This window comes from Mesorhizobium sp. P2_C7, assembly GCF_056404515.1.
Genome location: NZ_JBFUDW010000003.1, coordinates 165,457 through 192,258 on the forward strand (window position 1 = coordinate 165,457; position 26,802 = coordinate 192,258).

30 protein-coding genes and 1 riboswitch are annotated in these 26,802 nt (G+C 61.2%); of the genes, 22 read left to right on the forward strand and 8 right to left on the reverse strand.

What is annotated here, in order from left to right; translation table 11 throughout:
* Positions 1 to 424: 424 nt before the first annotated feature.
* Together AC1D2G_RS08575 and AC1D2G_RS08580 are read left to right on the forward strand one after the other, a co-directional pair.
* On the forward strand, positions 425 to 2,539 hold the full coding sequence (locus tag AC1D2G_RS08575) for an SGNH/GDSL hydrolase family protein (protein WP_477413273.1): 2,115 nt from the start codon (positions 425 to 427) through the stop codon (positions 2,537 to 2,539).
* A gap of 87 nt (positions 2,540 to 2,626) precedes the next feature.
* Positions 2,627 to 3,763, forward strand: a complete 1,137-nt coding sequence (locus tag AC1D2G_RS08580) for an acyltransferase family protein (RefSeq protein WP_095091396.1) — start codon at positions 2,627 to 2,629, stop codon at positions 3,761 to 3,763.
* Here AC1D2G_RS08580 and AC1D2G_RS08585 read toward each other — a convergent pair.
* Together AC1D2G_RS08585 and AC1D2G_RS08590 are read right to left on the reverse strand one after the other, a co-directional pair.
* Positions 3,760 to 5,883, reverse strand: coding sequence for an acyltransferase family protein (locus AC1D2G_RS08585; RefSeq protein ID WP_477413275.1), 2,124 nt, complete (start codon positions 5,881 to 5,883; stop codon positions 3,760 to 3,762). The genes AC1D2G_RS08580 and AC1D2G_RS08585 overlap by 4 nt on opposite strands.
* 395 nt (positions 5,884 to 6,278) lie before the next feature.
* Entirely contained in the window at positions 6,279 to 7,352 is a 1,074-nt protein-coding gene (locus tag AC1D2G_RS08590; protein ID WP_477413277.1) for an acyltransferase family protein, read from the reverse strand.
* An 81-nt stretch (positions 7,353 to 7,433) separates the two neighbouring features.
* Between AC1D2G_RS08590 and AC1D2G_RS08595 the strand changes: the two genes are divergently transcribed.
* Genes AC1D2G_RS08595 through AC1D2G_RS08615 form a run of 5 tightly spaced genes read left to right on the forward strand, consistent with a single transcriptional unit; the run spans position 7,434 to position 9,087 of the window.
* Positions 7,434 to 8,141 carry a glycoside hydrolase family 108 protein gene (locus AC1D2G_RS08595; protein ID WP_477413279.1) on the forward strand — a complete coding sequence of 236 codons (708 nt, stop codon included), beginning with the start codon at positions 7,434 to 7,436 and terminating at the stop codon, positions 8,139 to 8,141.
* On the forward strand, positions 8,141 to 8,365 hold the full coding sequence (locus AC1D2G_RS08600) for a hypothetical protein (protein WP_457151277.1): 225 nt from the start codon (positions 8,141 to 8,143) through the stop codon (positions 8,363 to 8,365). The genes AC1D2G_RS08595 and AC1D2G_RS08600 overlap by 1 nt, the downstream gene beginning before the upstream one ends.
* A gap of 1 nt (position 8,366) precedes the next feature.
* Positions 8,367 to 8,594 carry a hypothetical protein gene (locus tag AC1D2G_RS08605; protein ID WP_457151276.1) on the forward strand — a complete coding sequence of 76 codons (228 nt, stop codon included), beginning with the start codon at positions 8,367 to 8,369 and terminating at the stop codon, positions 8,592 to 8,594.
* Positions 8,579 to 8,764, forward strand: coding sequence for a hypothetical protein (locus AC1D2G_RS08610; protein ID WP_095091404.1), 186 nt, complete (start codon positions 8,579 to 8,581; stop codon positions 8,762 to 8,764). The genes AC1D2G_RS08605 and AC1D2G_RS08610 overlap by 16 nt, the downstream gene beginning before the upstream one ends.
* Positions 8,764 to 9,087: a hypothetical protein gene (locus tag AC1D2G_RS08615; protein ID WP_095091790.1), complete on the forward strand. Its 324-nt coding sequence runs from the start codon at positions 8,764 to 8,766 to the stop codon at positions 9,085 to 9,087. Before AC1D2G_RS08610 ends, AC1D2G_RS08615 begins: the two co-directional genes overlap by 1 nt.
* Before the next feature lie 116 nt (positions 9,088 to 9,203).
* Here the strand turns inward: AC1D2G_RS08615 and AC1D2G_RS08620 are convergent, their stop codons facing one another.
* A complete protein-coding gene (locus AC1D2G_RS08620) occupies positions 9,204 to 9,911 on the reverse strand; it encodes a hypothetical protein (protein ID WP_477226896.1) in 708 nt (235 codons plus the stop codon).
* 195 nt (positions 9,912 to 10,106) lie between these two features.
* Here AC1D2G_RS08620 and AC1D2G_RS08625 point away from each other — a divergent pair, with 195 nt between their 5' ends.
* Positions 10,107 to 11,651 carry a glycosyltransferase family 39 protein gene (locus AC1D2G_RS08625; protein WP_477413282.1) on the forward strand — a complete coding sequence of 515 codons (1,545 nt, stop codon included), beginning with the start codon at positions 10,107 to 10,109 and terminating at the stop codon, positions 11,649 to 11,651.
* A 135-nt stretch (positions 11,652 to 11,786) separates the two neighbouring features.
* Complete coding sequence (gene msrA / locus AC1D2G_RS08630) at positions 11,787 to 12,305, forward strand: peptide-methionine (S)-S-oxide reductase MsrA (protein ID WP_477413284.1); 519 nt, start codon at positions 11,787 to 11,789, stop codon at positions 12,303 to 12,305.
* A gap of 81 nt (positions 12,306 to 12,386) precedes the next feature.
* On the opposite strand, the gene AC1D2G_RS08635 is transcribed toward msrA, so the two are convergent.
* Together AC1D2G_RS08635 and AC1D2G_RS08640 are read right to left on the reverse strand one after the other, a co-directional pair.
* The gene (locus AC1D2G_RS08635; RefSeq protein WP_477413286.1) at positions 12,387 to 13,481 is read right to left on the reverse strand and encodes a nucleotidyltransferase family protein; all 1,095 of its coding nucleotides are present in this window, start codon (positions 13,479 to 13,481) and stop codon (positions 12,387 to 12,389) included.
* 184 nt (positions 13,482 to 13,665) lie between these two features.
* Entirely contained in the window at positions 13,666 to 14,403 is a 738-nt protein-coding gene (locus AC1D2G_RS08640; RefSeq protein ID WP_477413288.1) for an SDR family oxidoreductase, read from the reverse strand.
* A gap of 145 nt (positions 14,404 to 14,548) precedes the next feature.
* Here AC1D2G_RS08640 and AC1D2G_RS08645 point away from each other — a divergent pair, with 145 nt between their 5' ends.
* From AC1D2G_RS08645 to AC1D2G_RS08685, 9 genes are all read left to right on the forward strand, one after another.
* Positions 14,549 to 15,469: a LysR family transcriptional regulator gene (locus AC1D2G_RS08645; protein ID WP_477413290.1), complete on the forward strand. Its 921-nt coding sequence runs from the start codon at positions 14,549 to 14,551 to the stop codon at positions 15,467 to 15,469.
* Positions 15,470 to 15,573: 104 nt separating this feature from the next.
* A riboswitch (TPP riboswitch) is annotated at positions 15,574 to 15,687 on the forward strand.
* Entirely contained in the window at positions 15,678 to 16,286 is a 609-nt protein-coding gene (locus AC1D2G_RS08650; RefSeq protein WP_095091410.1) for a YkoF family thiamine/hydroxymethylpyrimidine-binding protein, read from the forward strand. (Overlaps the previous riboswitch by 10 nt.)
* A 99-nt stretch (positions 16,287 to 16,385) precedes the next feature.
* Positions 16,386 to 17,141 carry an ABC transporter permease gene (locus AC1D2G_RS08655; RefSeq protein WP_095091792.1) on the forward strand — a complete coding sequence of 252 codons (756 nt, stop codon included), beginning with the start codon at positions 16,386 to 16,388 and terminating at the stop codon, positions 17,139 to 17,141.
* Entirely contained in the window at positions 17,138 to 17,917 is a 780-nt protein-coding gene (locus AC1D2G_RS08660) for an ABC transporter ATP-binding protein (RefSeq protein ID WP_457151270.1), read from the forward strand. Before AC1D2G_RS08655 ends, AC1D2G_RS08660 begins: the two co-directional genes overlap by 4 nt.
* Entirely contained in the window at positions 17,910 to 18,932 is a 1,023-nt protein-coding gene (locus AC1D2G_RS08665; RefSeq protein WP_477413292.1) for an ABC transporter substrate-binding protein, read from the forward strand. The genes AC1D2G_RS08660 and AC1D2G_RS08665 overlap by 8 nt, the downstream gene beginning before the upstream one ends.
* A gap of 504 nt (positions 18,933 to 19,436) precedes the next feature.
* Positions 19,437 to 20,072, forward strand: coding sequence for a methyltransferase family protein (locus tag AC1D2G_RS08670; protein WP_477413294.1), 636 nt, complete (start codon positions 19,437 to 19,439; stop codon positions 20,070 to 20,072).
* A gap of 253 nt (positions 20,073 to 20,325) precedes the next feature.
* The gene (locus AC1D2G_RS08675) at positions 20,326 to 20,490 is read left to right on the forward strand and encodes a DUF3309 family protein (protein WP_095091793.1); all 165 of its coding nucleotides are present in this window, start codon (positions 20,326 to 20,328) and stop codon (positions 20,488 to 20,490) included.
* A gap of 271 nt (positions 20,491 to 20,761) precedes the next feature.
* A complete protein-coding gene (locus AC1D2G_RS08680) occupies positions 20,762 to 20,935 on the forward strand; it encodes a hypothetical protein (RefSeq protein ID WP_477413296.1) in 174 nt (57 codons plus the stop codon).
* An 18-nt stretch (positions 20,936 to 20,953) separates the two neighbouring features.
* A complete protein-coding gene (locus AC1D2G_RS08685; RefSeq protein ID WP_477413298.1) occupies positions 20,954 to 21,439 on the forward strand; it encodes a pyridoxamine 5'-phosphate oxidase family protein in 486 nt (161 codons plus the stop codon).
* Between the two features lie 6 nt (positions 21,440 to 21,445).
* On the opposite strand, the gene AC1D2G_RS08690 is transcribed toward AC1D2G_RS08685, so the two are convergent.
* The 3 genes from AC1D2G_RS08690 to AC1D2G_RS08700 form a co-directional block, all read right to left on the reverse strand.
* Positions 21,446 to 22,516: a sensor histidine kinase gene (locus AC1D2G_RS08690; protein WP_477413299.1), complete on the reverse strand. Its 1,071-nt coding sequence runs from the start codon at positions 22,514 to 22,516 to the stop codon at positions 21,446 to 21,448.
* A 189-nt stretch (positions 22,517 to 22,705) separates the two neighbouring features.
* The gene (locus AC1D2G_RS08695; protein WP_477413301.1) at positions 22,706 to 22,993 is read right to left on the reverse strand and encodes a hypothetical protein; all 288 of its coding nucleotides are present in this window, start codon (positions 22,991 to 22,993) and stop codon (positions 22,706 to 22,708) included.
* A 211-nt stretch (positions 22,994 to 23,204) separates the two neighbouring features.
* Positions 23,205 to 23,462, reverse strand: coding sequence for a hypothetical protein (locus AC1D2G_RS08700; protein ID WP_095091414.1), 258 nt, complete (start codon positions 23,460 to 23,462; stop codon positions 23,205 to 23,207).
* A gap of 74 nt (positions 23,463 to 23,536) precedes the next feature.
* Here AC1D2G_RS08700 and AC1D2G_RS08705 point away from each other — a divergent pair, with 74 nt between their 5' ends.
* The 4 genes from AC1D2G_RS08705 (at position 23,537) to AC1D2G_RS08720 (ending at position 26,770) form a co-directional block, all read left to right on the forward strand.
* A complete protein-coding gene (locus AC1D2G_RS08705) occupies positions 23,537 to 23,818 on the forward strand; it encodes a DUF982 domain-containing protein (RefSeq protein WP_477413303.1) in 282 nt (93 codons plus the stop codon).
* A 211-nt stretch (positions 23,819 to 24,029) separates the two neighbouring features.
* Positions 24,030 to 24,755, forward strand: coding sequence for a GntR family transcriptional regulator (locus tag AC1D2G_RS08710; protein ID WP_477413305.1), 726 nt, complete (start codon positions 24,030 to 24,032; stop codon positions 24,753 to 24,755).
* A 3-nt stretch (positions 24,756 to 24,758) separates the two neighbouring features.
* Positions 24,759 to 25,799 (forward strand): ADP-ribosylglycohydrolase family protein, encoded by a 1,041-nt coding sequence (locus tag AC1D2G_RS08715; RefSeq protein WP_477413307.1) that lies wholly within the window; start codon positions 24,759 to 24,761, stop codon positions 25,797 to 25,799.
* Positions 25,796 to 26,770 (forward strand): PfkB family carbohydrate kinase, encoded by a 975-nt coding sequence (locus tag AC1D2G_RS08720; RefSeq protein WP_477413309.1) that lies wholly within the window; start codon positions 25,796 to 25,798, stop codon positions 26,768 to 26,770. The genes AC1D2G_RS08715 and AC1D2G_RS08720 overlap by 4 nt, the downstream gene beginning before the upstream one ends.
* Positions 26,771 to 26,802: the final 32 nt, after the last annotated feature.

Genomic DNA, 26,802 nt, shown 5'->3' on the forward strand with positions numbered 1-26,802 from the left:
GGCCGTGGAAAGCACGTGCGGTAACAGTTGATTCAACCATCGCTGGTATATTAGGGAGTGTAAGTAGCGGCTCCGACAGTGCGGGGGGCGCTGTGTGCCGGAGCCGCCGGCGCAGTCCGGTTGGGGTTGACCGCGCCGTCCTATTCTGGGACAGCGCGGTCAACGATTCGTTAAAATTTTCCGGAACTAATTAAGCGCATGCTAATTGCGTCTGCGGCCGACGATTTTCATTTCGGCGCCTGCCTCGCCTTCCCGACTAACCTGCACACAATGACGGCCGAACGGACTTGGCAAGACGTGCACGGTCACCGTAACTCCGGGACAAGCTATTTCAAAGCACAGCCAACCCGCAATTGAACCAGCCACACAATCCGCAACGTTCACAGCCTCGCTTTCGCGGGGCTTTTTTCATGGAGCAAGCCCTATGGCCCGACCTGCAACTGCCGCCGTTCGCCTGTTGACCGGCGAACGCGAACCCGTGCGCCTGGCAACCACGGGCAACATTGTCTTGTCGGGTCTGAGGACCATCGACGGCGTGTTGACTGAGGTCGGCGACCGGGTGCTGGTGACCCACCAAACGGACCAATCAACCAATGGCATCTACACGGCCAGCGAAGGCGTATGGTACCGCGCAGCTGACGCGCGCACGTCGCGGACTATGCAGAAGGGGACCACTGTCTACGTGCAACTGGGGTCGGGGAACGGCGCGAAAACGTACCAGTTTAACACTGTCGACCCAGTCATCGGCACTACCAGCCTCAGCATTACGGGGGATGCCGATCCGGTGCTGAAATCTGACATCGTCGATGAAGATGACATGCACTCAAACAGCGATCAAAAAGTGCCCACACAGCAAAGCGTCAAAGCCTATGTGGACAATAACATTTTGCTTGCCTACGGCGGCGCAAAGGCCGCGCTGGCGGCAAAGGCCGTTGACATGTGGAACGGCGTGTCCACACAGATTGAGTGCTTTGGGGACAGCACTATGCTCGGTGTTGACAGCGGTCTTGGAGGGATTACTCCACAGCCCGCCCCGGACAAGCTGCAATCCGTGCTGCGGGATTACTATTTTAGCTCCGCCGTTACGGTCACCAATCGTGCGGTCAGCGGTTCCCGTTCACAGCAGATGCTTGAGGGCACCGATGGTTCCGGCTCAACATTCGAAGCCAAGATGGCCGTCAGCACTGCGGAGATCGTCATCTGTAATCACTGCATCAATGACTGCCAGAACATACCTCCGACCACACCGGATCAGTATCGGAAAAACCTGCTGGCATTTGTCAATGCTTGCATCAAGTACGGCAAAATTCCGATCCTGCAGACGCCCAATCCGATGTTTGCTATTGCCGCCTTGGGGACGCCCGACAAGGCAAACCGACTGAAGAACTACGTTCAGATCATGCGGGACGTGGCACTGGCTACCGATTCGCCTCTCATCGAGGTTTACGACATGATCAACTCATGGGTGCGCACTGGCCGCTACCGCGTGTCGGACCTTGTGCCGGATGGATGCCACCCCACGGTAATCACCTATCGGGCTATTGGCTTACAGATGGCGACCCCCTTCTTGCATCCTCATGCTGGTCTTGCTGGTCCTGAACAGTTTATATCGACCATCGAGGGAGCCGTTACCATCGATCCAGCGAATGCGCCCCTCCCTGCGCCGGCCACACGGACAGGCTTCCAGTTAATCTCGGACGCCATAGACCACGCCAAGAGCCTCAAGGTTGCGGTGCGCGTCGACGTGCCGGGGTTAGACATCTGCATCGCCTATCCCATCTGGGCTGGCGGCAAGAACGGTGTTGACGTCGCTTGGGATCAAGTGTCGGTCGGTGGTATCAACCAACTGTCGACAGCCGCTTTTGGCGGTGACTTTGTGCATGATCACGAAGTGTGCATCGCGCGGGACGTTCCCGTTGGGCTCCATCTGCTCACCATGGCATCCGGTGGCGGGACAGCCTCCCTCGGCCTTAGCTACGTTAGATCGAGAAGGACGAGAACCAAGAAGGCATTCGTCGGAGGTGCGCAAAGCCGTGACCTTTGGAGGGATCGCGCCTTGCAGACGATTACGCACTATGGGGCCGGTCCAGACAGCGCCTTCATTGAAGACGATCTCCTGATCTCGCCGCATTTTGCAGCGGGTGGGCTCGACATCACCTTCAACTCAAACATGGCGAAGGACACTCAATTCATCCTGTACGGCGTCACGACAGTAGCCTCTGGTGGTGCTGGCCCCCTTACAGCCCGTATGGGAGTCGGCGTCGGACTGGATGCCTCCGGCTTCGTCAACGTCTACCAGTTGACAGGCGCCGCCACATACGCAACGACCGCTCTTAACGCCGTGGATTTTAGCGGTGTGGCCCGCCAATGGCGGCTTATCCTTGCGGCCGGTACGTCTAACCTTCAAGTCTTCGTCAGCGGTGCCAACCTTGGCACCGTGGCGCTCACCGGGCCATACCTTGGCGGCTTCATGGGGGCGCGCGCGAACGGCGCAGGCAAAACCATCATCGTCACCGACCTTCGCGACATCGAGCATTAGCGCCCGGCGGTGATCTTGCGTCGAAATTCTAATCCATGTACGGCAGGGACATCACGGTTTGGCGGTGGGGTCGATCTGGGAAAAACAATGACGCCGGGCAAGTCGGACCGCTTCCCCTACCTCAGCGCGCTGCGTGGTATAGCCGCCCTGTGGGTCGTGATGGCTCACGTCGCGCTGATGCCCAATCCGCGCTTTGTGCTTTCATGGTGGCCGGAAACATTAGTCCGAAGCGGCGTCATGGGCGTCAATCTGTTCTTCCTTGTGAGCGCCTTTTCCCTCTGTCTCACAATGCCGAAGCACGACAACGAACAGAGGCCATATCTCGGCTTCATGCTGCGGAGGTTTTTTCGGATAGCTCCGCTGTTCTATGCCGTCGTAATCTTTTCGTATTGGTGGAACCCGGCCGGCCTTCCCTACAATCTCAAAACGATCCTGGCGAACCTGACGTTTATTTTCAACTTCATCCCAGGCCGTGGCTACCAGACCTCCATCATCTTTGCGGGTTGGACGATTGGTGTTGAGATGGCGTTCTACCTGGTGTTCCCCTTCATTTACGCGAAGACCAAAAGTGTAACCTTGGCGATCCGAGCGCTTGTCATTGCGCTCGTCGTGGCCACGGTCTTTCGCTCGGTCATCGGGGATCTAGTGGCAGATCCGGGCATCTACATTCGTCAATCGATATTTGACCTGGCGCCGATGTTCATGTTCGGAATCATCGCGTTTCATGTGGTTCAGATTGCCGGCGAATGGACCCATAGACGGGCGATCGGCGCCGTCCTGCTGGCGTCCGTGCCGCTTCAGTTCTATGTGATTGTCACGGGTAGGGTGCCATTTGGCCCGGCTATCTATTGGCAAGGGCCGATGTTTTTTTGCCTGCTGGTTGGGCTCTACCTGTTCCCCATCAAGCCGCTGGTCAACGCGGCAACGAGATGGCTAGGCGATATCAGCTATTCGGTCTACCTAGTGCATGGTCCGATTATTGCTGCTCTTTTTCCGTTGTTCGGACGGCTTCGGCACTCAGGGCTCAGCGAACTTCAGGCCTATGCGCTTGCGCTCGCAATATCGTTACTGTGTATCGTCCCGGTCGCAACGCTGACTTTCCACGCATGGGAGAACTGGACCAATGAATGGGGCAAACGCTTTGCCTCACGACGCGCCGGCAAAAAGCGTGTCGAGATTGATGGGGTCAAAGTCGAGAGGCCGGCAGTGCCTGTCGCCGCCTAACCCTTGGGCGAGTTCTTGCCGGCCGCCTGCTTTGTGTCGAGAAACGGGAAGATGGCTACGCCGTTCTTGGCCGCTAAAAGTTGCACACCGGCTTTCGTCCAATGCATGCTATCCCAAAAAACCGGCGCGGATTTGTCGGTAAATATTTCGCACTGGTTATGCGGGCATACGGCAACCAACGGATCGATATAACTTACGTGCGATAGCGTCTTGAGGAAAGTGTCGATCTTTCTAGCCACGGGGCTGATTTCTCGGAATGCGTACTCATCGATGCCTGCAAAGGTGCCGTGCTTATTAAGCAACTGAAGGCTGCTGCCTGTGAAATTTTTGCTGCCGACAACGTAGATTGGAGCGCTTGTTTGGGATCGCATTTCGTCAACCGAAGTCTGGACATATGGAAATGCGAAATCTTGCCAATACAGCGCGATCATCACCAGATCGGCATGCTCTAGCGACGCCGGTGTGGACCGGATGAGTGAGTACGCTTCGTTGCAGGGTTTCATAACTGCTGCAGCAAACGGGTTTATTGATTTCCAATACCTGTCAGACAGGTCGACAGGGAGGGTCGGTACGCCACACCGCCAATCGAGTTGGCGATAGATAATTTCGAATTGTTTTGCCGCGCCAGTCTCAACGAGCAGGTTAATGATATCCGCTCCCTGAGAGTCTCCAATGATCAGAAGATGCCTTTTGGTGGTTTTGAAATCGTGCGGTGTCAGCAACGGAGTGGAGTTCGAAAAGGTGTATGTGTGTTCTTTTCTCAGGTCCAAAACATAAGCATTACGGAATGCAGCAGGCATCCGCCAGACCCACCCATCTGTCGCCCAGCTCTGTGTGGCGGCTGCCATGAAGCCGGCAGTGAGGCAGGCGAAAATCAACGTCTTCCCCAACTTCAACGGGCGCGGCTTGCGATAGCGCACTTCGATGAAATGGTAACTGGCTGCGCCAAGGGCCAAGGTTGCAACAAGCGAGGCGAGGATCTGCCACACTTCCAAGGCGCCAAATCTATACACCATGAAGACAACCAGCGGCCAGTGAACCAGATAGACCGAATAGCTGATCTTGCCGAGGTAGATAGCCGGTCTGAACTGAGCCTGTCTTGCCAGCCGGCCTTGACCGCCGAGCAGCATCAATGCCGCGCCCAGGACGGGCGCGAGAGCGGCAACGCCAGGATAAGCCGTCCGTCCTGAATAGCCGAAGATGGCAAACAGGATCGCGGCCAGCCCCACGACATAGAGCAGGTCCGCATACACTTTCGGCAACCGTCTCTCGGTAAGAAACACCAGCCCGCCTGCAGCGAACTCCCAGACCCGGAATGGGACGAGGAAAAAGGCTGCCGTCGGATCGTACCCCATCATCCACAGGCAACCCGCAAGTGATGCAGCGAAGGCTGCAGCAATCAAAGAGAAGGCCACCCAATAGCTTTTTCGAACGGCCATGGCGATGAGGAAGGGCCAGAACGCGTAGAACTGCAATTCAACGGCGAGCGTCCAAATGTGAAGCAGCGGCTTCAGAATTGCGCCGGAATCGAAGTAGCCTGACTGCATCCAGAAATCGACGTTGGCCAGTCCAAGCAGAGAGAATATCGCTGACCTCGACAGGTCCTGGAATTGCTCCGGTATGAACAGAAAAGCGGCGACGACGAAGGTGACGACGATGGTTGCAAACAGGGCTGGCAACAGCCGGCGAGCGCGCCGAGCGTAGAAATTCTTGAGTGAGAACCGACCTTGCGCGCTCTCAGTCCAGATGATGCGTGATATCAGATATCCGCTGATTACGAAGAAAACATCAACGCCAACAAACCCGCCGCTAACCGTCGTCCAGCCGAGATGAAACAGCACGACCGCAGCAACCGCAATCGCCCGCAAGACGTCGATATCTGAACGATGATCCGACCTGCTGCCAATATCCGTGGTCGACTTGGCTTCTACCATTTGATCCATAGAAATCGTCTCTACGCGAAGGCCATATTCCAGGCAATCCATTGCGCCTTCCGGGTGCTGATAATCCCCAATCCCCAACGCAATGTGACCTGTCATCGCATCGGGCGGTGGTGCGATGCTGGAATTGCCCGGCAACCGCCGATAGAGGATGGCTTTGGAGACTTCGGGGCTATGCACTATCGGAACGTCCAGTTCCTGCGCGCCGTCGCGTCATTGATGGTCCTGGTCAGTCATGTGCTTCACCGTTCGTGCCGATGCGGGGGCACTGGACAACGCCTTACATCTACAATTTCGGGCCTGGCGGCGTCGACATCTTCTTCGTTATTTCGGGCTTCATCATCTACACCGTTGGAGAAAGGGACGGCAGCCAGTCCATGGACAGGGGCCGGTTTGCCGTGTCGAGCGGTGGCTGCTGGACAGGGTCGGCAATGCCTTGATTGGAAAGCGCGTCGGGGTTTCGACAATCCAGCCGGCCGAGTGACTGGGACCACTCACCGAGCGTTTCGGGTTCAGAGTGGTATTTCCCCAACCCGAGCTGTTCCATCCTGTGTGATGTTCGCCAACGTTCGCCGCTATGTGAGCGCCGGCGCCCCCGAGGCTTCTTCCACTGCCGGCTGGCCCGATCTAACACCTCCATTGGCAACCGGTTGCTGAGGCGCCGGTGGCTTGGGCGCCAGGCGCGATATGCGTCTGCGCAGCGGCGTCTCGACGTAGCGGAATGAATAGTAGCTGGCGATCGTCACAACGATCAATGTCAGCCCGAACCAGATGGGTTTCGGCAAAAGCGAAATTGGCGTCCACATCTTGAGCGCGACATGGATGGGCAGGTGGAGCAGATAGAGGGAATAGGAGATGTCGCCATACCACTTCAGCACGCCCCGCCCCAACAGGCGCTGGGCAAGCGGGGAGGCTGTCGAAACCAGGACGAGAGAAGGCAGATAGACAAGGTACAGCGTGCCGCCGAAAAGGGATCTTGGCAATTCCAGGACATCGATCATTCCAGGCCAGGACAAGACGTAGAGGACCAGCAGCGCAACGAACGGGACATCGTACGACTTGTCCGGCTCAAGCTCGATACGCCCGGCGACGACGCCCGCGAGAAACAGAGGGGCGGCCTGCATGAGAACGGGCGTGCCGATAGCGGCTCCCTGGAGAATGGCCGCCGCCGCGAGCAGCAAGAAGTTGGCAGCATTGCCCAGACGCTGGCAAACCCACCAGATCAGCGGAAAAACCAGATAGAACTGGATCTCTCTCGGGATCGTCCAGAACACGGATTGGCCGGCCCAGAAAACGTAATGGTGCCACCATCCATCCCACTGCAGCCCGTAAAAAGGCTGGCCCCGACCTGTCAGCAAAAGCCAGGCATAGGCTGCCGTCACGCAGATTAAAAACAGTGGAAGGACGCGCGCTGCGCGCTTGACCCAGAAGTCGATCACCGCCGAGCCTGAAATTGGGGCAGTCGAATACTTCCTGCCCATCAGAAATCCGGACAGCACGAAAAACAGTTCAACGCCGATGAGGCCGCACCAGGCAAAGGTGAGGGGATGCCAGGGTGTATCGGTCGCGAAATGCTGAAGGAAGACTGACAGCGCGGCGATGCCGCGCAGCCCATCGAGCGCGAATATTCGCGCATTGTTGTTCAGCAAGTTAGATCCCTCGTCCTGCGCCAACTATAGCCAAATTCCAAAACTCAGCAACCTGCCCGGAGAGGGCGGAAAGGAACTGCCATGGACCGCAACTTTGCGCGGGCGCTTGCGCTCGTCTTGAAATCGGAAGGTGGGTGGTCGGACAATCCGGCCGACCCCGGCGGCGCCACCATGAAGGGTGTCACGCTCGCCAACTTCCGCCGTTATGTGAAGGCGAATGCCAGCAAGGCCGACCTGCGCAAGATCAGCGACCAGCAGGTCGCTACCGTCTTCCGCCGCTACTACTGGGATGCGGTGCTCGGCGCCGAATTGCCCGACGGGGTCGACCATGCCGTGTTCGATTTCGCCGTGAACAGCGGGCCGGGCAGGGCGGCGAAAACCCTGCAGGCGGCCCTGGGCGTCGCCCAGGATGGCCGGATCGGGCCGGCCACCCTTGCCGCGGCCAGGGCAAGGCCGGCCGGCGTCACCATCGACGCGCTATGCGATGCGCGGCTGGCGTTTCTCAAACGGCTGCCGACATGGGCAACATTCGGGCGCGGCTGGTCCGATCGCGTCACGTCGGTGCGGGCTCAGGCCTTGCTGATGTCGGCGACACCTGTGACCGCGCCTGCGCCTGTGCCGGCCGCGCCGTCGCCCGGCGCCGAAAAGGCCTTTGGCGGGGCGCCGGCGGCCCAGCCCGTGCCGCCGGCCGTCAAGACTGCTGCCGCCGCCGGCATCCTTGTCCTCATCGCCGGAGCGCTCGCGGCCTTCCGGCAGCACGTCACCGATATTTTCGGGAGCCTCTTTTGATGAAATTCCTCAACACCAACGCGCTGCACAATCTGCTCAACACGCTGATCGCGATCATCTGCGGTGGCGCCCTGGTCGGCTTCGACTGGACGATGTTCGGCGTCACCGATCGCACCGCGCTTCAGATCAGCGGCGCTATCGCCCTTGCCAAGATCATCATCAACGCGGTGCGTGACGGTCCGCTCGGCATGGTCGCGCCGCCGCCGCCGGTCGAGGAGAAATGAGATGGGAGCGCTCGCCATGCTTGGCCAGTTGTGGCCGTATCTGCTTGCAATGGGTGCCGCGCTCGCCGGTCTCTGGACGGCCTACGCCAAGGGCAAGGCCAGCCAGAAGGCCAGGCAAGATGCCGCCGACGCCGCGGCGCGCAGCCGAGCCCAGAAGATCGACGACGCCGTTGCCGGCCGGACGCCGGCCGACAACAGGGGGAGGCTAGCGAAGTGGTCAAGATCATAGTGCTCTCGCTCCTGCTGGCCGGCTGCGCAAGTGCTGGCGGGTCGTTCTGCGCGGTCGAGCATCCCATACGGCCGGCAAAGGCAGAGGTGGCGACCCTTTCCGGCGCGTCGGTGGCGGCGATCCTGGCTCACAATGAAAAGGGCCAGGCGCTTTGTGGATGGAGGCCGTGATGCACGATCTGTTCGACCTGCTCGGCATCAAGGGACCGGTCGTCGCCGCCGGCCTTGCCGGTGGCGTCCTGCGGGCGCTGTCGCGGCATCGCTACAAGCTGCGCGAAATGGTCGCCTCACCGATCTGCGGCGCGCTTGCCGCGGCCTATTTGACGCTGCCGGTGGTGTCCTATGTCAGGATCGCCGGCCTGCCGATGCCCGACCCCGCCGACGACACCACCACGCTTGCCGCGGCTTTCCTGATCGGCGTCTGCGCCATGTGGATCTCGGACATCCTGTTCGAGTTTGTCGTTCGCAGGTTCAAGCCGGGGGTGCAGGAGTGAACCGCAAACGGCAACCAACCCCTCCGCCGCTCGTTTACCCTACGCTGGTTGATCCCAGCACTCCATAAGCCTGCCCGCTGCCGCAAGGTGGCGGGCCTTTTTGCGTTTCGGCCCGATCAGGCAAGGATGTTGACGGCGCGTGCCGCGACCAGCGCGATGGTCAGCAGCGAGATCATGGCCTCGGCCATCATCAGCAGCTTGGCGCGTTGGCTGAGTGGCAGCGTATCGGTCGGAGAGAAGGCTGTCGCATTGGTGAAGGCGAGGAAGAAATAGTCGACGAAGCCGGGCAGCCAATCGCGGAGATCACGGTCGTTCAGCGTCATCTGCGCAAACAGGAAATCAGCCTGCGCGAGCTTGACGAGGCCGCAGGTCGGCGGCCCGCCCCGGTCGGTGCTCCAGAACCACAGGGCAAAGACGATGACGTTGGTCACCCAGATGTTGAGGGCGTCGATCAACAGCGTCGTGCCGCTGTTGCCGGCGTGGCCCTCCAGCAAGGCTCGCACCAGCAAGGCCAGCGAGCCGCAATTCATGACGCTGATGATGGCGGTCATGGTCAGGGCCGTTCTGCGGATCATGATGCGAAACTGGCCGATCGCATGCCATTCGTGATCCTCGACCGCCTTTCTTGTGGCGACCTGTGTCCAGGCCGTGGCCACCGACAAGGGCAGCAGCAGGGCGGCTTCCAGCGCCGGCGCCAGCCAGCGCGGCCCGAAGGAGAGGTTGTTGATGACCAGAAGCTGCAGGCAGATGATGACGAGGACGGCCGCACGCGCCATCCAGAAGTCGAGCGCACGGTAGTGGATGACGGCATGGTGGTGGCGCATCGGGACCCGGATTTTTTCAGACAGGGTCAGACGTGCAACGCTGTCCTGCCTGGAGAGAGGAGCGCCGATGCTCCTGCCCGATCTTGGTGCTGCAATGGCACACAGCTATACTTTTTCGTAAGCTTCGATTTTTGGGGCTGTTCGTCAAACCGGACTATGTGATTTAAGCGCCGCATGGCGGGGATAGATGGATCGATGGATCACTTGGTGCCGGTGGGATTGCCCGCCTCCGGCGCCGATTCCCCATCGGTCTTGTCCAGTCTGATCCGTCATCCGTGGCACCTGCTGGCGCTTTTGTGCCTGATGCAGATCCTGTGCTGGACGGTGGCACCGGCGCTTATCAACGTCTCACCGCCCAACGATGTCGTCGAAGGCTTCATGTGGGGACGCGAATGGGTGCTGTTGACCTACAAGCATCCGCAACTTCCGGCATGGCTGCTCGAGACCAGCCATCTCCTGACCGGATCGTTCCGCTGGCCGCAATATCTCGTGGCGCAGTTGACGATCTCGGCGACGTTCGTCCTGGTCTATCTGCTGGCCCGCGACATGCTCGGGCAGAGGCGTGCGCTGGCCGCCGTGCTGTTGATGCCGTCGCTCTATTTCTTCGGCTGGCCGACCCCGCAGTTCAATCATGACTACGCGCAGATGCCCTTCTGGGCCGCTATCTGCTGGCTGTTGTGGCGTGCGGGGCGCGGCGGTGGGCCGGTCTGGTGGCTGGCGCTCGGACTGGTGTCGGGCGTCGGGCTCTACGCCAAGTTCTCGACCGGCCTGCTGTTGCTGTTTGGCGCGATCTGGCTGTTGTCCGACGCGCGGGCACGCAGCCGGCTCGCCACGCCTTGGCCATGGCTTGGGCTTGCGGTTTTCATCGCTATCGCCGCGCCGCTGGCCATCGAGCTCTACCGCGTCGATTTCCTGCCGCTGACCTACGCCGCCTGGCGCGATCAGTGGGTGATGGCGCATCGCTCCCGCTTTTATTACATCGGCGTCCAGGCGGCCGGACTCTGCGGCTTTTTTCTGGTGCTGGCGATATCAGGGCTGCTGCGCCGCTCGCCCCCGCCGCAAGAGCCGGTCGGGCGCGGTACGCTCGTCTATCTCTTGTGGATGGGACTTGGCCCGGCGATCCTCATCATGGTGGCGTCCCTGTTCACCGGCACAGGCGAGGCCTGGGGCGCGCCGATGTACAATCTTGCGGGCGTCGTGGCGCTCGCCTTCCTGGGCCACCGTCTCGGCGCCGTCGAGATGCGAAAGCTGGTAATCTGCGCGCTCATCTGCATCATCGGCATATCTGGTGCCTATGCGGGCATCCGCTGGACGAAATGCAATCTGCGCGGGCGCATGGACGCCGTCTGCTGGCCGGCGCAGAAGATCTCGGATGAGGCAGAAGCCGTCTGGCACGCGGCGACGCCCGGTCGGCTCGACATCGTCGGCGGCCATAACATTGTTGCGCCGCTGGCGGGCCTCAATGCTTATGACAAGCCGTCGATCTTCACCGAGCTGAACATGCAGTACGCCCCCTGGATCACCAAGCAGCGGCTGCGTGATCACGGCATACTCCTGGTCTGGCCCGGGCGCGACGTGCCACCCTATCTGCAGGCGTGGCTAGGCAAACTGCCGGTCAAAACCGTTCTTTTCGACTGGTCGCTCAAGGCGCCGCCGATGGCGATCAGCTTTGCCGCCGTTCCGCCCGGCGCGCCGCAGCTGCCGAGTGTGATCGACAGCCTCGCCCAACCCGGCAACTAAAGCAGATCGGCCGGTCCGCTGGACGAAGCAAGAGACAATGCCCATTTATGGGGAGATCCAACTTGCTTTTTGCGCAATTCCAGACGGAAAACCGCTACGCATTTTTCCTGGAATTGCTTTTTGAGGAGACGTGATATGGCGACTTCGACCGAACGCGCAGTGCTTGCCGGCGGCTGTTTCTGGGGCATGCAGGATTTGATACGGCGCTATCCCGGCGTCATCTCCACCCGTGTCGGCTACAGCGGTGGCGATGTGCCCAATGCCACCTACCGCAACCATGGCACCCATGCCGAGGCCATCGAGATCAATTTCGATCCGGCCGTCATCAGCTATCGCACACTGCTGGAGCGCTTTTTCCAGATCCACGATCCGACGACCCGTAACCGGCAGGGCAACGATGTCGGAATGAGCTATCGCTCGGCGATCTATTACACGAGCGATGAACAGAAGCTCATCGCCGAAGACACCATCGCCGATGTCGACGCCTCTGGCCTGTGGCCGGGCAAGGTCGTCACCGAGGTCGCACCGGTTGGCCCCTTCTGGGAAGCCGAGCCTGAACATCAGGACTATCTGGAGAAATACCCCAACGGCTACACCTGCCACTTCGTCAGACCGGGCTGGAAGCTGCCGGTTCGCGAGAAGGCGGTTTCGTAGGGTCTGCAGCGCCGGTTCTGCCAGGCATGCCGCTTGACGAGGTCGTCGAGCGGCATCGTTGCATTCCAAACGCCTTTTCAGTCAGCTTGCCGCGTTGGTGAAGCCGTCCAGCTTTTCACCAATGTCCGAAAGTGCCCTTCTAACGATTGTTTCGACCATGTCTTGCCGATCGGGATCGAGCATACGAAGACCCCGCTGGATCGCATCACGCCAACTGGTGCCACGGTTCCATGCTTCGGCAAACACCGCGGCGAGGTCGTCTTGCCTGCGGGCAGTTTTCATCGCCTCGACAAGCAAGCTTGCCTGAAGAACGTCCTTTTCCCGCTTTGCGGCACCGTTTGCGTTCTTTTGGCGCAGGGAGGCAACAATCAGTTTGTGGACAGCATATCGCTCGGGCGAGGGGACCAGCACCGGGACTCCGGAACGATGCAGCAAGACGGTTCGTACGGGTTCGCGGATCAGAAAATCCAGGAATCGCAAAGGCTGCGCCGATGCGCCGCCCAGAGACGGCATCGCGCTCGCGTGGTCAGCGTAGTCGTCGCTGCCCCGATTTGGGGTCTGGAATTCGACCTTATACCGGGAAGCGTTTTCGAACTGTGTGGTGCGACCGGCATCCGTTCGGTGTGGAATTTCGCGAAACGAAGGATCGATATCGCGCAGCACATCCATGATCGGCGGCAGACTGTCGTTGACTTCGACGGAAACCGAGTGAAATTGAGCAAAGTCGGCATCGCCTGTTTGCAGCGCCACCCCCGGCAGCCTTACGCCCAGATATCCGGCGTAGGTTTGGAACGCGACGGTGCCGACCAGTACGCCTCGCAGGCGGAAAAACCCGGCCTTGCCAAGGGCTTCAACGATATCACCGGTAAATTTCTCCGGCTCCATCAACCCAGCCTCGCGGACAAGCGTCGATACAAGCTTGCGACGGCTCTTCAGGTCGCTTTTGATTTCCCTGAAGGCGGCGACGCGTTTTGCGATCTCGGGATCGTCGGCCGGGCCGACATATCGTCTTGTTGTCTTCGGCCGAGTCTCCTCAAAATACCAGTAGTCGCGGCCTTTTACGGGGACTCGCACGAAATTGCCCGCGGTCGAGAAGTCGGTTTGGAACGACGCGTCCAGGCTTCGTTGCACGAGTTCAGCGAACAAGGTGCGATAAGCGATGTCGATCGATTTCATCGTGCGTTCGACCAATGTCTCTAGGTTATAAGAAATTTGCGGTTCCCTTATAGCTGCGCGCTTTTGCTCCGCATTTCAAGCGAGTTATAAGAAAATTGCGAAAATCTTATAACTGTCGGACTGGCGCCACGCTCATACGCCACGGAGCAATCCATTGCGGCGGGGAACGGGCTGCGGCGGGTTATCAAGCCTGCTGTGTCGGATAGAGGGTCAGGATATTGACATTGACCCTTGGCGGCTGCGAGACCGCGTAGAGCATGGCGGCGGCGATGTCCTTGCTCTCCAGTTGCTCCATGTCGCCCAACCTTTGCTCGACAGCCAGCCGAACATCGTCGCGCATATTGGCGGTGAACTCAGTCCTGACCGCGCCCGGCTCGATCACAGTGACGCGGATGCCGTCCTTGCCGATTTCGCGGCGCAGTGATTCGGCGATGGCGCTGGCCGCATGCTTGGTGCCGGAATAGACCACAGATGGGTGGATGTAGCGGCCGGTGCCCGACGAAACGATGACGATGTGGCCTGATCCCTGCCGTTTCATTGACGGCAGCGCCGCATTGATCGTGTAGAGCAGACCCAGAATGTTGAGGTCGACCATCTCCCGGTATTCGCGGGTGGTGGTGTTCTGGAAGGGTGCGGCGACGCCGACACCGGCAACATTGAACAGCAGGTCCAGCCGGCCATGGCTTTCCAGCACGCGCCGGACCATGGCTGTGGCCTGCGCCTCGTCGGTGATGTCGGTCTCGATGGCCAAGGCCTCACCGCCGTTGTCGCGGATGCGTGCGGCCAGGTCGTCGAGGCGCTGCCGACGTCGCGCCGCGATGGCGACGACAGCACCTTGCTCCGCCAGCGCCAGCGCGGTTGCCGCGCCAATGCCCGAGGAGGCGCCGGTCACCAAGGCGATTTTTCTGTTGAGTTTCTGCATCTTCGTTGCTCCTGTTCAGAGGGAGATTCAGGTGTGTTCGATGCCGATGATCGCAGCCGTCCGAGGCGTGTCCTTAAGCTAGGCAGCAGACGCCCTATCGAAAATGCGATAGGATACCATCATACTCATTGGAGAATCTGGCATAATGCGAGGTAGTGACTATGCCGAGCTGAAAGCCTTTGCCGCTGTCGTGGCACATGGCAGATTCGCCCGTGCCGCTGAAGATCTGCGGATTTCAGCGTCGACGCTCAGCCAGACGATCCGTCAGCTCGAAACGCGGCTTGGCCTGCGCCTGCTCAACCGCACGACCCGCAGCCTCTCCTTGACCGAAGCCGGCGCGCGCCTGCATGCGCGCTTCGCGCCGGCTATGGCCGAGATGGAGGCGGCGGTCGGCGATGCGACCGCCTTGCGCGACACGCCGGCCGGCGTCTTGCGCGTCCATATGCCCAGCGTTGCCGCCGCCACCTATCTGGAGCCGGTGCTTGGCCGTTTTCATGAAGCATGGCCGGACATCGTGCTCGATGTGACGATCGACGATGCCGCCGTCGATATCGTCGAGGCCGGCTATGATGTCAGCGCCAGGCTTGGCGAATTTCTCGAATCCGACATGGTCGCGGTGGCGCTTGGCGGCACGCAGCGCCAACTCGCCGTGGCCTCGCCGGACTACCTCGCCCGCTACGGATCGCCGTCGGCACCGGCCGATCTGCTCCAGCACCGCTGCATCAATTGGCGCCGGCCGGGCAGTGCCGGGCCCTACGCATGGGAATTCGCCAGAGGCGGCGAATGGTTCTCGGTCGTGGTCAATGGTCCGCTTGTCGTCTCCAGCCGCGACATGGCGATTGCCGCCGCCGTGCAGGGCGTCGGCATCGCCTTTTGGGCTGAAGACCTCGTGCGCCCGTTGATCGATGCCGGCAAGCTGGTGTCGCTGCTGGATGATTGGTGCGCGGCCTTTCCCGGTTGGTTCCTCTGCTATCAGAAGCAGCGTCATACAGCACCAACCGTACGGGCCTTCGTCGATTTCCTGCGCCATGCGCATACCGGGCGCCAGACAACGCCTGTTGGTTGAAAGTTTGTCGCTCGACGGTCCGGTTTCGCAGGCCTGGCGCAATGCTTTTGGAGGAGCACACCAAAAAAACGGCTTTCGCTTCAACTCGAATGGTGCTTTAACCCGCGCATCCACAGGGGTGCTCCGTACGGTCGGGGCTGAGACGGGGGCGGCAAGCCCACAGACCCTAGAAGCTGATCTGGGTAATACCAGCGGAGCGAGGCGGGCGATGTTTTCAGGCGCACAGATTTCCCTATATCCCATGGCCGACGATTTCGTCGGCGTCATCCTTGGCGCGCTGGATGGACTCGACCCCTACCGCGATCGGCTCAGGATCGAGACCGACGACATCTCGACCTTGCTGGTCGGGCCGCCAGAAGTGCTGTTTCCGGCGATGCGAGACCTGTTCGTGGCGGCGGCACGGAGCGGCAAACATTGCGTGTTGTCAGCCACCATCTCGCGCGGCTGCCCTGGCGAGCCGGATGATCCGATCTGCCGTTCCGATGCGCTTGGTGGGCCTGTCGGCCCCCTCGGCCCGCGCAAGGATGCGGCAATCGCCGCGGTGCGTGGCGCGGCTTTGACCGGCCAGCCGGCGGCAGCGCAGTTCTCGCTCTATGTGATGGGCACCGACGACCACATGGAAGAGATCTACGGCTGCATCGATTTTCTCAAGCAGTCCGGCGTCTATGAGCGCTCGAAGCATTTCTGCACCAAATTGCGCGGGGATGCCGGCGCGATCTTTTCGGCGCTGGACGAAGCCTTCTGCCGCTTCGGGCCAGGCGCCGGCCACGTAACCCTCGACGTCACGGTCTCGGCGAACAGCCCGTCGGCCAGCTGAGCGGCCGCATTCGCGGCCCCGTCAAAGGTTATGCCCGTGGTCTCATCATCAGCCGCTTCGAGCCCGATCGCGAGCCTTCTTGTCAAGGCAGCACCGGCCATGATTTCGGTCGGGTTGCTGCTGCTGGCTTGGGAGCTCTATGCCACTTATTCCGGCATCAAGTCGACTACACTGCCGGCGCCTTCGCGTGTGTTCGAGCAGGCGATGCTCAATCGCGAAGCGCTGGTCGACAATGCCATTCCGACCATCCGGGCCACGCTGATCGGCTTTGCCTTTTCGCTCAGCGCGGCCTTTGCGCTGTCGATGCTGGTCGACTTCTTCCGGCCGCTGCGGCGTGCGCTGTTTCCCGTCTTCATTGTCAGCCAGACCTTGCCGCTGGTGGCGATCGCGCCGCTGGTGGTGCTGTGGTTCGGCTTCGGGTTGATGCCCAAGATCATGCTGGTGGCGCTGGTCACCTTCTTTCCGATGCTGGTGGCGCTGGTGCAGGGCTACGAGGCGACGGAGGCCGAGATCGGGCAGATGCTGCGCGCCATGGGGGCAGGGCGCTGGCGCGTCTTCTTGTTGGCGCGACTGCCCTCGGCGCTGCCCTATTTCTTCGCCGGCCTGAGGATCTCCATCACCTATGCCGTGGTCGGCGCCATCTTCGCCGAATATGCCGGTGCCGCGAAGGGGCTGGGCATCTACATGCTCAACGCCAAGAACAATTTCCGCCCCGATCTGGTGCTGGCCGCCGTCGGTGTCAGCGCCGCGCTCACGCTCACTCTGTTTGGGCTGACGGTGCTCCTGCAGCGCCTTGCCATGCCCTGGGAACGGGCCGCCGGCCAGCACCCCGCCGGGACGGGGCCGTGGCGATGAGCCGGCTCGAACTGCGGCATGTGCGCAAGGCATTTGGCCGGCTCGACGTGCTCGCCGACATTTCGCTCAGCGTCGGTGCCGGTGAATTCGTCTCCATGCTCGGGCCGTCGGGCGCTGGCAAGTCGACGCTGTTCCAGCTTCTGACCGGCGCGCAGCACGGCGAGGGCGAGATGTTCTTCGACGGCACGCCGCTCGACGACCACGGCAGGCATTTCGCCTTTATGCCGCAGCGTGACGCGCTGATGCCGTGGCGACGCATCCTCGACAACACGACGCTTGGGCTCGAAGTGCAAGGCATCAGGCGCAAGGCGGCGCGGGCGCGCGTTGCGCCGCTGTTTGCCGAGTTCGGGCTTGCCGGCTTCGAACGCCATTTTCCGGCGCAGCTTTCGGGCGGCATGCGCCAGCGCGCGGCGCTGTTGCGCACCGTGGTGCAGGAGCGCGACATGCTTTTGCTCGATGAACCGTTCGGCGCGCTCGATGCACTGACCCGCACCGCCATGCAGCGCTGGCTCGAGCAGATGTGGCGGCGCCATCGCTGGACGGCACTGTTGATCACCCACGATGTGCGCGAAGCCGTCTTCCTGTCCGACCGCATCTATGTGCTGTCGGCGCGTCCGGCCAGCATCGTCCGCGAAATCAAGGTGCCGCTGCCGCGCCCGCGCAGCCTTGGCGGCGCTGACGCGTTGCAGACAAGCGCAATCGAGGCCGAGATACTCGACATCCTGCTCAACCCCGAGCCCAACCCGCACTCATCCAAAGGACACGACCATGACTGACTTGACGCGCCGGCAGGCCTTGTTGCTCACCCTTGTCTCCGGTCTTCCGCTGGTGGCCGGAGCTGGCCGTGCCCAAGCACAATCGGCTGCGCAAAAGGTCACCGTCGCCCTCGACTGGACGGTCAACACCAACCACATCGGGCTGTTCGTCGCCCGCGACAAAGGGTTCTATTCCGAAGTCGGGCTCGAGGTCGACATCCTTCCCTACAGCGATACCGGTGCCGGCACCCTGGTCGCCAACCGCGTCGCCGATTTCGGCATCAACGGCACCATCAGCCTGTTCACCCAGAAAACCGCCGGAGCCGACCTGAAGGGCGTCTATGCCGTCGTGCAATCCGAAACCGGCCGGCTGGTGTTCAACGCGGCACGCAGCGAGATCAAAAGCCCGAGGAACCTTGACGGCCTGACCTATGGCGGCTTCGGCAGCGCCTGGGAAAACGCCTTGATCGGCACCATCATCCGCCACGATGGCGGTAAGGGCAATTTCGAGACGGTGACACTCGGCACTTCAGCCTATGAAGCGCTGGCCAACGGTTCGGTCGATTTCACGCTGGAGGTCTCGACCTGGGAAGGTGTCGAAGCCGGGTTGAAAGGCGTCAAGCAGCGCAGCTTCGTCTACGCCGACTATGGCGTGCCTGATGAGCACACGACCCTGATCTCCTCGAGCGAGGCCTATCTCCAGGCAAACCCCAAACCTGCGGCCGCCTTCGTCCAAGCGACGCGGCGCGGCTACCAATTCGCCGTCGACCATCCCGATGCGGCTGCCGCACTTCTGATCGCCGCCAATAAGGACACATTGACAAATCCGGCGCTGATCGAAGCCTCGCTGAAGGCACTGATCGATGGCCACTATTTGCGCGGGGACAATGGCGTAATCGGCACGATGGATCCGACCAAGATGCACGCGATTGGCGACTACCTCTTCGCTGCGGGCATTCTGCGCGATGCCGATGGCAAAGTTCTGACGCAACGCCCTGAATTCGCGGAGTACTTCAGCAACTCAACTCTGGGGTAGGGAGCCTATCTGATTCTCGAAACTTCGAAGGACTCGCGTGGCGTGGCAGCTTCCCGTCAAACGCGCACGCATTGGCAGATTCCAGCTAATTCCTCGCGATCTCATAGAGCAGAGTGGTTATGCCGCCCGGGTTCACCCTGCAGCGACAAAGCGGCTGCGTAGAGTTTCGCCACGCGACAGGTGGCTCCGGTTTCCCGCGACATGACATGGTTGAGCACGGCCAATTGTGCACGCAGCGCCTCGGCGGCTTTGCTGTCTGGAGCCGAAGACAGCAGAGACGCGTATCTTTGCCTGAGGCGGAGACATCCTGCTCGTGTTTCGCACGATCGTTGAAGGCGTTCGCGGGCGTCCGGAGACACATAAGCGCTTTACTGCCGATCTGATCTTCTTGATTAACCGTACGGCAATGGTTGCGTGCAAAGGTCGGCCCGAGGGATAACCGGGTGCTTGGCCTTGCTCATGTCAAAAAGTGAAACCCTTTCGCGCGTCAACGACGAAGGGATTTTGTCCGCAGCCCGAAAGCGGGAAATCCTCGTCGACTTGCGGGAAGGCTTCTTTCGGCTCTGCGCGCTGGCTTTCGCGGGGTTGTTTGTCTACCGCGGCATATATCACCTCATGCTCGACCCCACCCGTATCAATATAGCGCTGGTGGCGACTTCAGAGATCCTAACCTTTACCTGGCTGCTTCTGTCGCGGCGGCCGCAGGTTCGCGACTGGAACCCGCTCACGGTGATCGTCTCCGTGATTGCCAGCTTCGGTGTCGGCTTCATCACCTTCGAGCCGGGCGTTGCCATCATCCCGGTCTATGTCGCCGCGCCGCTGCAAGCCCTGGCGTTGAGTTTCGTGATCTGGGGCAAGGCATCGCTGGGGCGTTCGTTCGCCATTCTGCCGGGCAATCGCGGCGTGATGACCGGGGGTGCCTACCGCCTGGTGCGACACCCGATCTATGCCGGCTATCTGGTCGGCCATGTCCTGTTCCTGCTGTCGGCCTTTTCCTTCTACAATCTCGCCGTCTACGCCGTCATCACGTTCTTCCAGGTGCATCGCATCCTGCGCGAAGAGGCGCTGCTTGCCGCCACGCCGGAATATCGGGACTATATGAAGCGCGTCCGCTACAGGCTGTACCACGGGATCGTCTGACAACAAGTGTGGACGGAGGCAGCTACACCGCGAGTTGCGCCTGCTGACCTCGCGTCGTTAACGCTGGAAAAGGCCAAGGGCCTGCTGCCGCAAGGTGGCGGGCCCTTTTTCATTTTGCCGGCGAATCTTCTTCATGCATGCGCTGCATTACAATCTCGCGGAACGGTAAGGCTGCTCGAACGTTCACGTCATCGAAACATTGCGTTCGACGATGTTTAAACCGGCGCGTCAGCGTCTACAGGAGCGGGAAACCATGAGCCTTGGAACCATACTTATCATTCTTCTTGTCATAGCGTTGCTTGGAGGATTCAGTGGCCTCGGCGGCGGTCCTTTTTATGGCACCGGCTATTATGGCGGCGGCGGTCTCGGGCTCGTGCTGCTCATCATCATCGTGCTTGTCGTGCTCGGACGGATATAGCCGCTTGCTCGCCGAACCGATCGCAATCCCGTGACCGCGTCGATTCCGGCGCGCACCGGAATGTGAACTTCGCAAGCCGGCTTGTGATCCGGCTTGTTTGGAAAACTTTGTAAGGTGATCGCGGTCCACACCCCCCGTGGAAACAAGAGGAAAGGGTCCCACCCCTTGTCCTCCTCCAAGGCCCGCTCCGGTTCGCCCGTGGCGGGCTTTTGCTTGGCGGTCGGCGGAACCAGCTTGCCGTCGAGAAAGTTGAGTTGCGGAAGGCCACCAAATGCCCGCAACACTTCGGACAACACTCTGCAAAATTCGCGATGATCTTCACGTCCTGCGACGGATAGTGGCGGCTCGCGGCCATATCGAGACCATCCAGGGAATTGATGCGCTTATTGGGGTGGCGGAAGCAGAGGCCATCAAGGTCATCCGCCGCATCGATCGCGCTGGCTGAACAGAAACGAGGATCGGGATGAACGTCAAGGAAATGACGCGGCAGGACTGCGTCGCCCTGCTTAAAGCGCAACGCATTGGCCGCCTGGCCTGTGTGCGTGACCTCAAACCCTATGTGGTGCCGATCCATTTCGCCTTCGGTGACAACGCCATTTTCAGCTTTTCGCTTCCCGGCAGGAAGGTCGAGTGGATGCAGGCCAACCCGAATGTCTGTCTTCAGGTCGATGATGTTGGTAGCCCGCACGGCTGGAGAAGCGTCGTCGTGGACGGCGTCTTCGAAGATTTGCCCAAAGGGCCGGACCTGGACGACAGCGCTGCCGCCGTCGAAAGGATGAGCGCTCCGATCGACGTTGAGCGCAAATTTGCCTGGTCGCTTCTTGCAACGCACGCGAACTGGTGGGAACCGGGAGCCCTGAAGCCAGGTGCTGCGCCAACGGTTTCGGGTAGCCATCTCTTCTTTCAGATCAGGATCGAGGCGATATCGGGAAGGCAGGCATCGTGGTAGCGGTTTTTACGCCGCCCGCGGCACCCGTGAGATGAACGTCGCCCGGGTCACCGACACGCTGGTGCCGTCGGCGTCGCTGATGACGTCTACCTTGGCCTCCAGCTGTTTGACCAGCGCCTCGACGATGGCTGTTCCAAGGCCGGTAGTCGTTACGTCGTTGGCGATCTTGCCGATGCCATTGTCCGAAACCGTCAGTTTCCAGTCGCTGCCCGCGGTCTCGTAGCTCACCTGGATACGAGCGCCGGCCTTCTCCTTGGGAAAGGCATATTTAATGGCGTTGAGAACGAGTTCGGTAACGATCAGTCCCAGGCTGACGGCTCGCTGCGAATCCATCCTGCCGCCTTCGGCTGTCACGGTGACCGTGATGGGCTGAGTTTCGCCGATCATCGACGAGGCGAGGCTGCTGCACAGTTTCGGCAGGTAAGAGCCGACATCGATCTCGTCGACGCCGGCTGAGGTGTGTAGATGGCGCTGCACTTCGGCCACCGACAGAACGCGTTGGTGGGCGTCCTTGAGATGCTGGCGCGTTTCTTCCGACGTGACCGACCGTGCCTTCAGCAGCAGGATGCTGGCGATGATCTGCAGGCTGTTGGCGACCCGGTGTTCCATCTCGCGCAGCAGGACGTCCTTCTGCCGGAGCAGATCCTCCGTGCGGCGCAGAAGCTCTTCCTTTTCTCGCTCGATGACACGACGGGCGGTTATGTCATTGAAGGCGAGAAGGATGGTAATCGCCGAGCTGTGGTCGTAAAGCACCTTGCGGGCGTTGAGCAGCATGGTGCGGCGCCCGATGCGCGGGAAATCATGCTCGACCTCGAAGCCATCCATGGCGGTCTTCTCGGGAATGATCGTTTCCAGCAGCAGGCGGAGCGCGGGAATATCCCACTGACCGGCACCGAGCGCGTAGAGTAGCGAGCCCTGGGTCTGTGCGGGGTCGACGTCAAATGTCTTGTAGAAGGAGCGGCTGGCTGCCAGCACGCGAAACTGCTCGTCGAGGACGAGAAACGGCTCGGTGATCGTGTTGACGATCGCCTGCGCCAGTGTCTGCGCGTCCTCGATATTCGCAATGGGTTGAAACATGGGCAAAGCCAGACGAGCGGCGTTCCGCCACTCCAAACAGGGACGTTACACATTTGCCCGACCGTTGTCGCGAAGTGAATCCGCCGGCACGGTGATGTGATATCTCAGATTGCCGCTAGATAAAGACGGGCATTTGGCCCGCCTTTATCCAACTGTTCGATTTCGGGCATGCGCCCAAATCGAGGTGCGTCAGTTCGCGCCGCCGAGCTGCTTGGTCATCTTGCAGAAATTGTCATGCGACTTGGCAATGGCCTTGTCGCCGCATTCCTTCATCATGCCTGCGCGGTCTTCTTCCTTCATGGCCATCCATGCGGTCTTGAATTCCGCCTCGGACTTCATGGTCTTCATGCCGGCATCGGTGAAGAACGGCGACATCTTTGCCGGATCGTCGAGCGCGGACGTGTGGGTAGCCGCAAGCGCCGAACCTGTCATCATTGCAAGCGCCATCGCGCCCATCGTGAGCATCTTGAAGTTCATTTTAAAATTCCTCTCTGTGGAGGTCATTGGAATAAACGACCTGTAGACAAAACGGGATCGAGAGAAAACAGTTCCTTCAAATGAGCTAATATTAAAAACGAAATTTATTTCCTGACCCTAGCCGGTTCGCCGCGGAACCAACTGGAGCTTTGGCAATATTTCCGATTTGGCCGCCGACATTGAGTTCGGGCCAGGGGCCGAGGCCAATCGATTACTCCATGTCAGGCACGTCGCCGCTGACGAACAGGGTGTTCGGCGGACCGTACTCGCCAAGTGTCGGGTCGGCCTCGCGGCTCCAGGCGATGACGCCGACATGTTTTGCCGCCAGCGCCCTGGCCGTGCGTATGGCACGGTCCTCGCTCTGCTGGTCGGCAGGGCCGAAGGCCGGAAATAGCTCGCCGTCATCGCCGCGGTCGAACGCGACCACGACAATCAGTTTGGGACTTTTCTGGCCTTGGGAATCGGACATCTTGCACCTTCCTCAGGAAATCTATCACACTACAAGGAACTAGGTCGGCACGTTCGATTTCGGGAGGTGGCGTGGTGCAGGACCAGCGTTTCGATGAGCCGGTGAGGATTGCGCTCGGCCGGTCGCGAAACTCGATCTTCAAGGTGGAGCGTGTCGCTCAGGCCGCCGACATTCTGATGAACCGCTGGCCGGTTGCGACAGGGCAAAGGCACATGGCAGCCCGTAAGGTCTGCCTGGCCGTGCTTGAGGGAAGGAAGGAAGCCTCGGCGGCACGAGCGGCGTTCATCAGCGCCGCAATCGAAGCGGATATCCTCGTTGAACCCCGTGAAGTGTCGATGCCGTCCGGCCAAAATTGAATCAAGACTTGGCTCTATCCTCTTGATTGATTGTGGTGTTTTCGGCGATCACGATCAGCTTTTCGGGTTCATGCTGCCCGGCCTGCCGACGCTTTGCAGGCACCTCCGCACCATTCGCTGGCCGTTTGGCTTGCCTTCGGCATCCCGTTGACACGGTACTCACGTCCATATATTGAACAGGACTATACAGGTTCACTAGACAGGTACGCATATGAAGCGGCGCGCGGTTCAACTGTCTCCCGGCACGGGCAAGCCCGAGCAGATCGCCACTGTTCTGGAGCATGAAATCCGCTCTGGCGTGCTCGGCTTCGGCGACCGCCTGCAAAGCGAGAACGAGCTGGTCCAGCGCTTCTCCGTCAGCCGCAACACGATTCGTAAGGGCCTCGAGGAACTGTCCAGCCGCGGGCTGATCACCACCAAGGTCGGTATCGGCTCGTTCGTCACCTTTGACGGCAAGCCGGTTGACGACGCGGTCGGCTGGTCGCGGGCGCTGGCCAACGCCGGCGCCAATGCCGAGACGCGAACGCTGCGGCTGGAAGTGATCGAGGACGCCGACCTGGCTGCCTGGCTTGGCATTGAGAGCCCGTTTTTCATCGCCGTCGACCGGGTTCGCACCAACGCCAGCGACGGCCATGCCATTTCCATCGAACGCAGCCGGCTGCCGCTGTCGCCGGAACTGGAGGACGTGCCACTGCGCGGCCTGCGCGAGGGTTCGCTGCACCAGACGCTGCGCGACGCCGGGCTCATTCCTGACCATGGTGAGGAATGGGTCGAAATCGAGATGCTCAATGCCGAGGATGCCGCCATCCTCGGTTGCCCGCAAGGCTCGCCGTTCCTGCGCGGCCGTCGGTTGACCCGCGCCGCCGACGAGCGGCCGATCGAGTATGTCACCAGCCTGCTCAACCCGGCGCATTTCGCGCTGCATATGAGGTTCTGAGCGATGTCGGATGCAGCGAGCAAGGCGATTGACCGCGCCATGGGCGCACTTGTCGGCGGGGCGATTGGCGATGCGCTGGGCATGCCGACGCAACTCCTGTCGCCTGCCAGGATCGCCGAGCTTTATGGCCATGTCGACGATTTCGTCGCCCCGGTTGCCGACCATCCGGTGTCGAAAGGGCTGCTGGCCGGCACCGTCACCGACGACACCGAGCAGGCGCTGCTGCTTGGCCGCATCCTTGTGGAGTCCGGTGACCGTTTCGACCATGCGCGCTGGGTCAACGCGCTGCTCGACTGGGAGCGCGAGGTCAAGGCGCGCGGCAGCTACGATCTGCTGGGACCGTCGACCAAACGCGCCATCGATGCCATCAACAACGGCGTGCCGGCCGAGGAGGCCGGGCGCGGTGGCGACACCAATGGTGCGGCGATGCGCATTGCGCCTGTCGGCATCATGATGCCACTAGAGCCGCTCGACGCGCTGGTTGCCAAGGTGGCGGAGACCTGCCGGGCGACGCACAACACTTCGATCGCCATCGCTTCGGCCGCCGCCGTCGCTGCCGCCGTGAGCCGCGGCGTCGCCGGCGGCGGCTGGCGCGCCGCGTCCGACAGCGCCGTTGCGGCAGCGAGGCGCGGGGCCACGCTCGGCCATTGGGTGACCGGCGGCGACATCGCCGCGCGCATCGTCTGGGCGCAGGATATTGTGCGTGGGAAGGTGATGAAGGATGCGATCCGGCTGATCACCGATCTGGTTGGCACCGGCGTCGCCAGCCAGGAATCGGTTCCGGCCGCCTTCGCGGTGCTGGAAGTCGCCGGCGGCGATCCATGGCAGGCGGCCGTCATCAGCGCCAATCTCGGCGGTGACACCGACACGATCGGCGCCATCGCGGCCGGCATGGCGGGAGCCTGCACCGGCTTTTCCCGATTGCCGCAGCAGCATATCGCCAGGCTTGTCGGCATCGACATGTCGGAGGTTCGCGCCCTTGCCTCCGATCTCATGGCGGCAAGGGTGGCGAAAAAAGGTTCCGGCAAGGACGCGGCGGCATGAGCGGGCGTCTCGTTCATATCGGCAGTGCCGTGGTCGACTATGTCTACCGCATCGATGCCTTGCCGGCGCCCGGCACGGAGAAGACCGCATCGAGCTTCGCCCAGGTCGCCGGCGGCGGCTTCAACATGATGGTCGCGGCCAGCCGTACCGGCATGAAGGTGGTGTTCGGCGGCCAGCTCGGCAGTGGACCGAACGGCGACTTCCTGCGGGCCGCTTTCGCCAACGAGGGCATCGAGACGCTGACGCCGCCATCGCCCTTGATGGATAGCGGCAATTGCGTCGCCATGATCTCGAGCGACGCCGAACGCACCTTCGTGTCGTGGCCGGGTGCTGAGAGCGTGCTCAGCCTCGACATGATGGCGCCCGTTTCGGTCACACCGGGTGACTGGGTGTTCACCTCCGGCTACACGCTGAGCTACCCCGCAAGCCGTGACGTGCTCACCGACTGGATCGAAACACTGCCGGCGGACACTCCCTTCGTCTTCGATCCGACGCCGGTGATATCGGACATTCCGCGCCTCATCCTGTCACGGGTGCTGGCCCGCACCACATGGCTAAGCTGCAACGCGACGGAAGCGGCCGAGATTGCCGGTCCGGGCGACGTTGAAACGGTTGCCGCGCGGTTGCTGGAAGTCCATTGCCCGAAAGCAGCCGGCGTGGTCATCCGCGCCGGGGCCAAGGGCTGTCACGTACGGCTGGCCGACGGCTCGGTGCAGACCGTTGCCGGCTTCAAAGTTTCCGCCATCGACACCAACGGCGCCGGCGACACACATATCGGCGCCTTCGTCAGCGCGCTGTCGCGCGGCATCCCGCCTTTCGAGGCAGCGCGCTATGCCAATGCAGCGGCGGCGGTTTCGGTGACCCGCCATGGCGGTTCTTCGGCGCCGACCGATCACGAGATCCAGACATTCCTGAGCCATGCCGCCGACCCGTCGGACGCACAGGGTCGGAGACAGAAGGCCAATGCATAACTGCCAGAAAGCCTGACAAGCCCGGAAGCGGG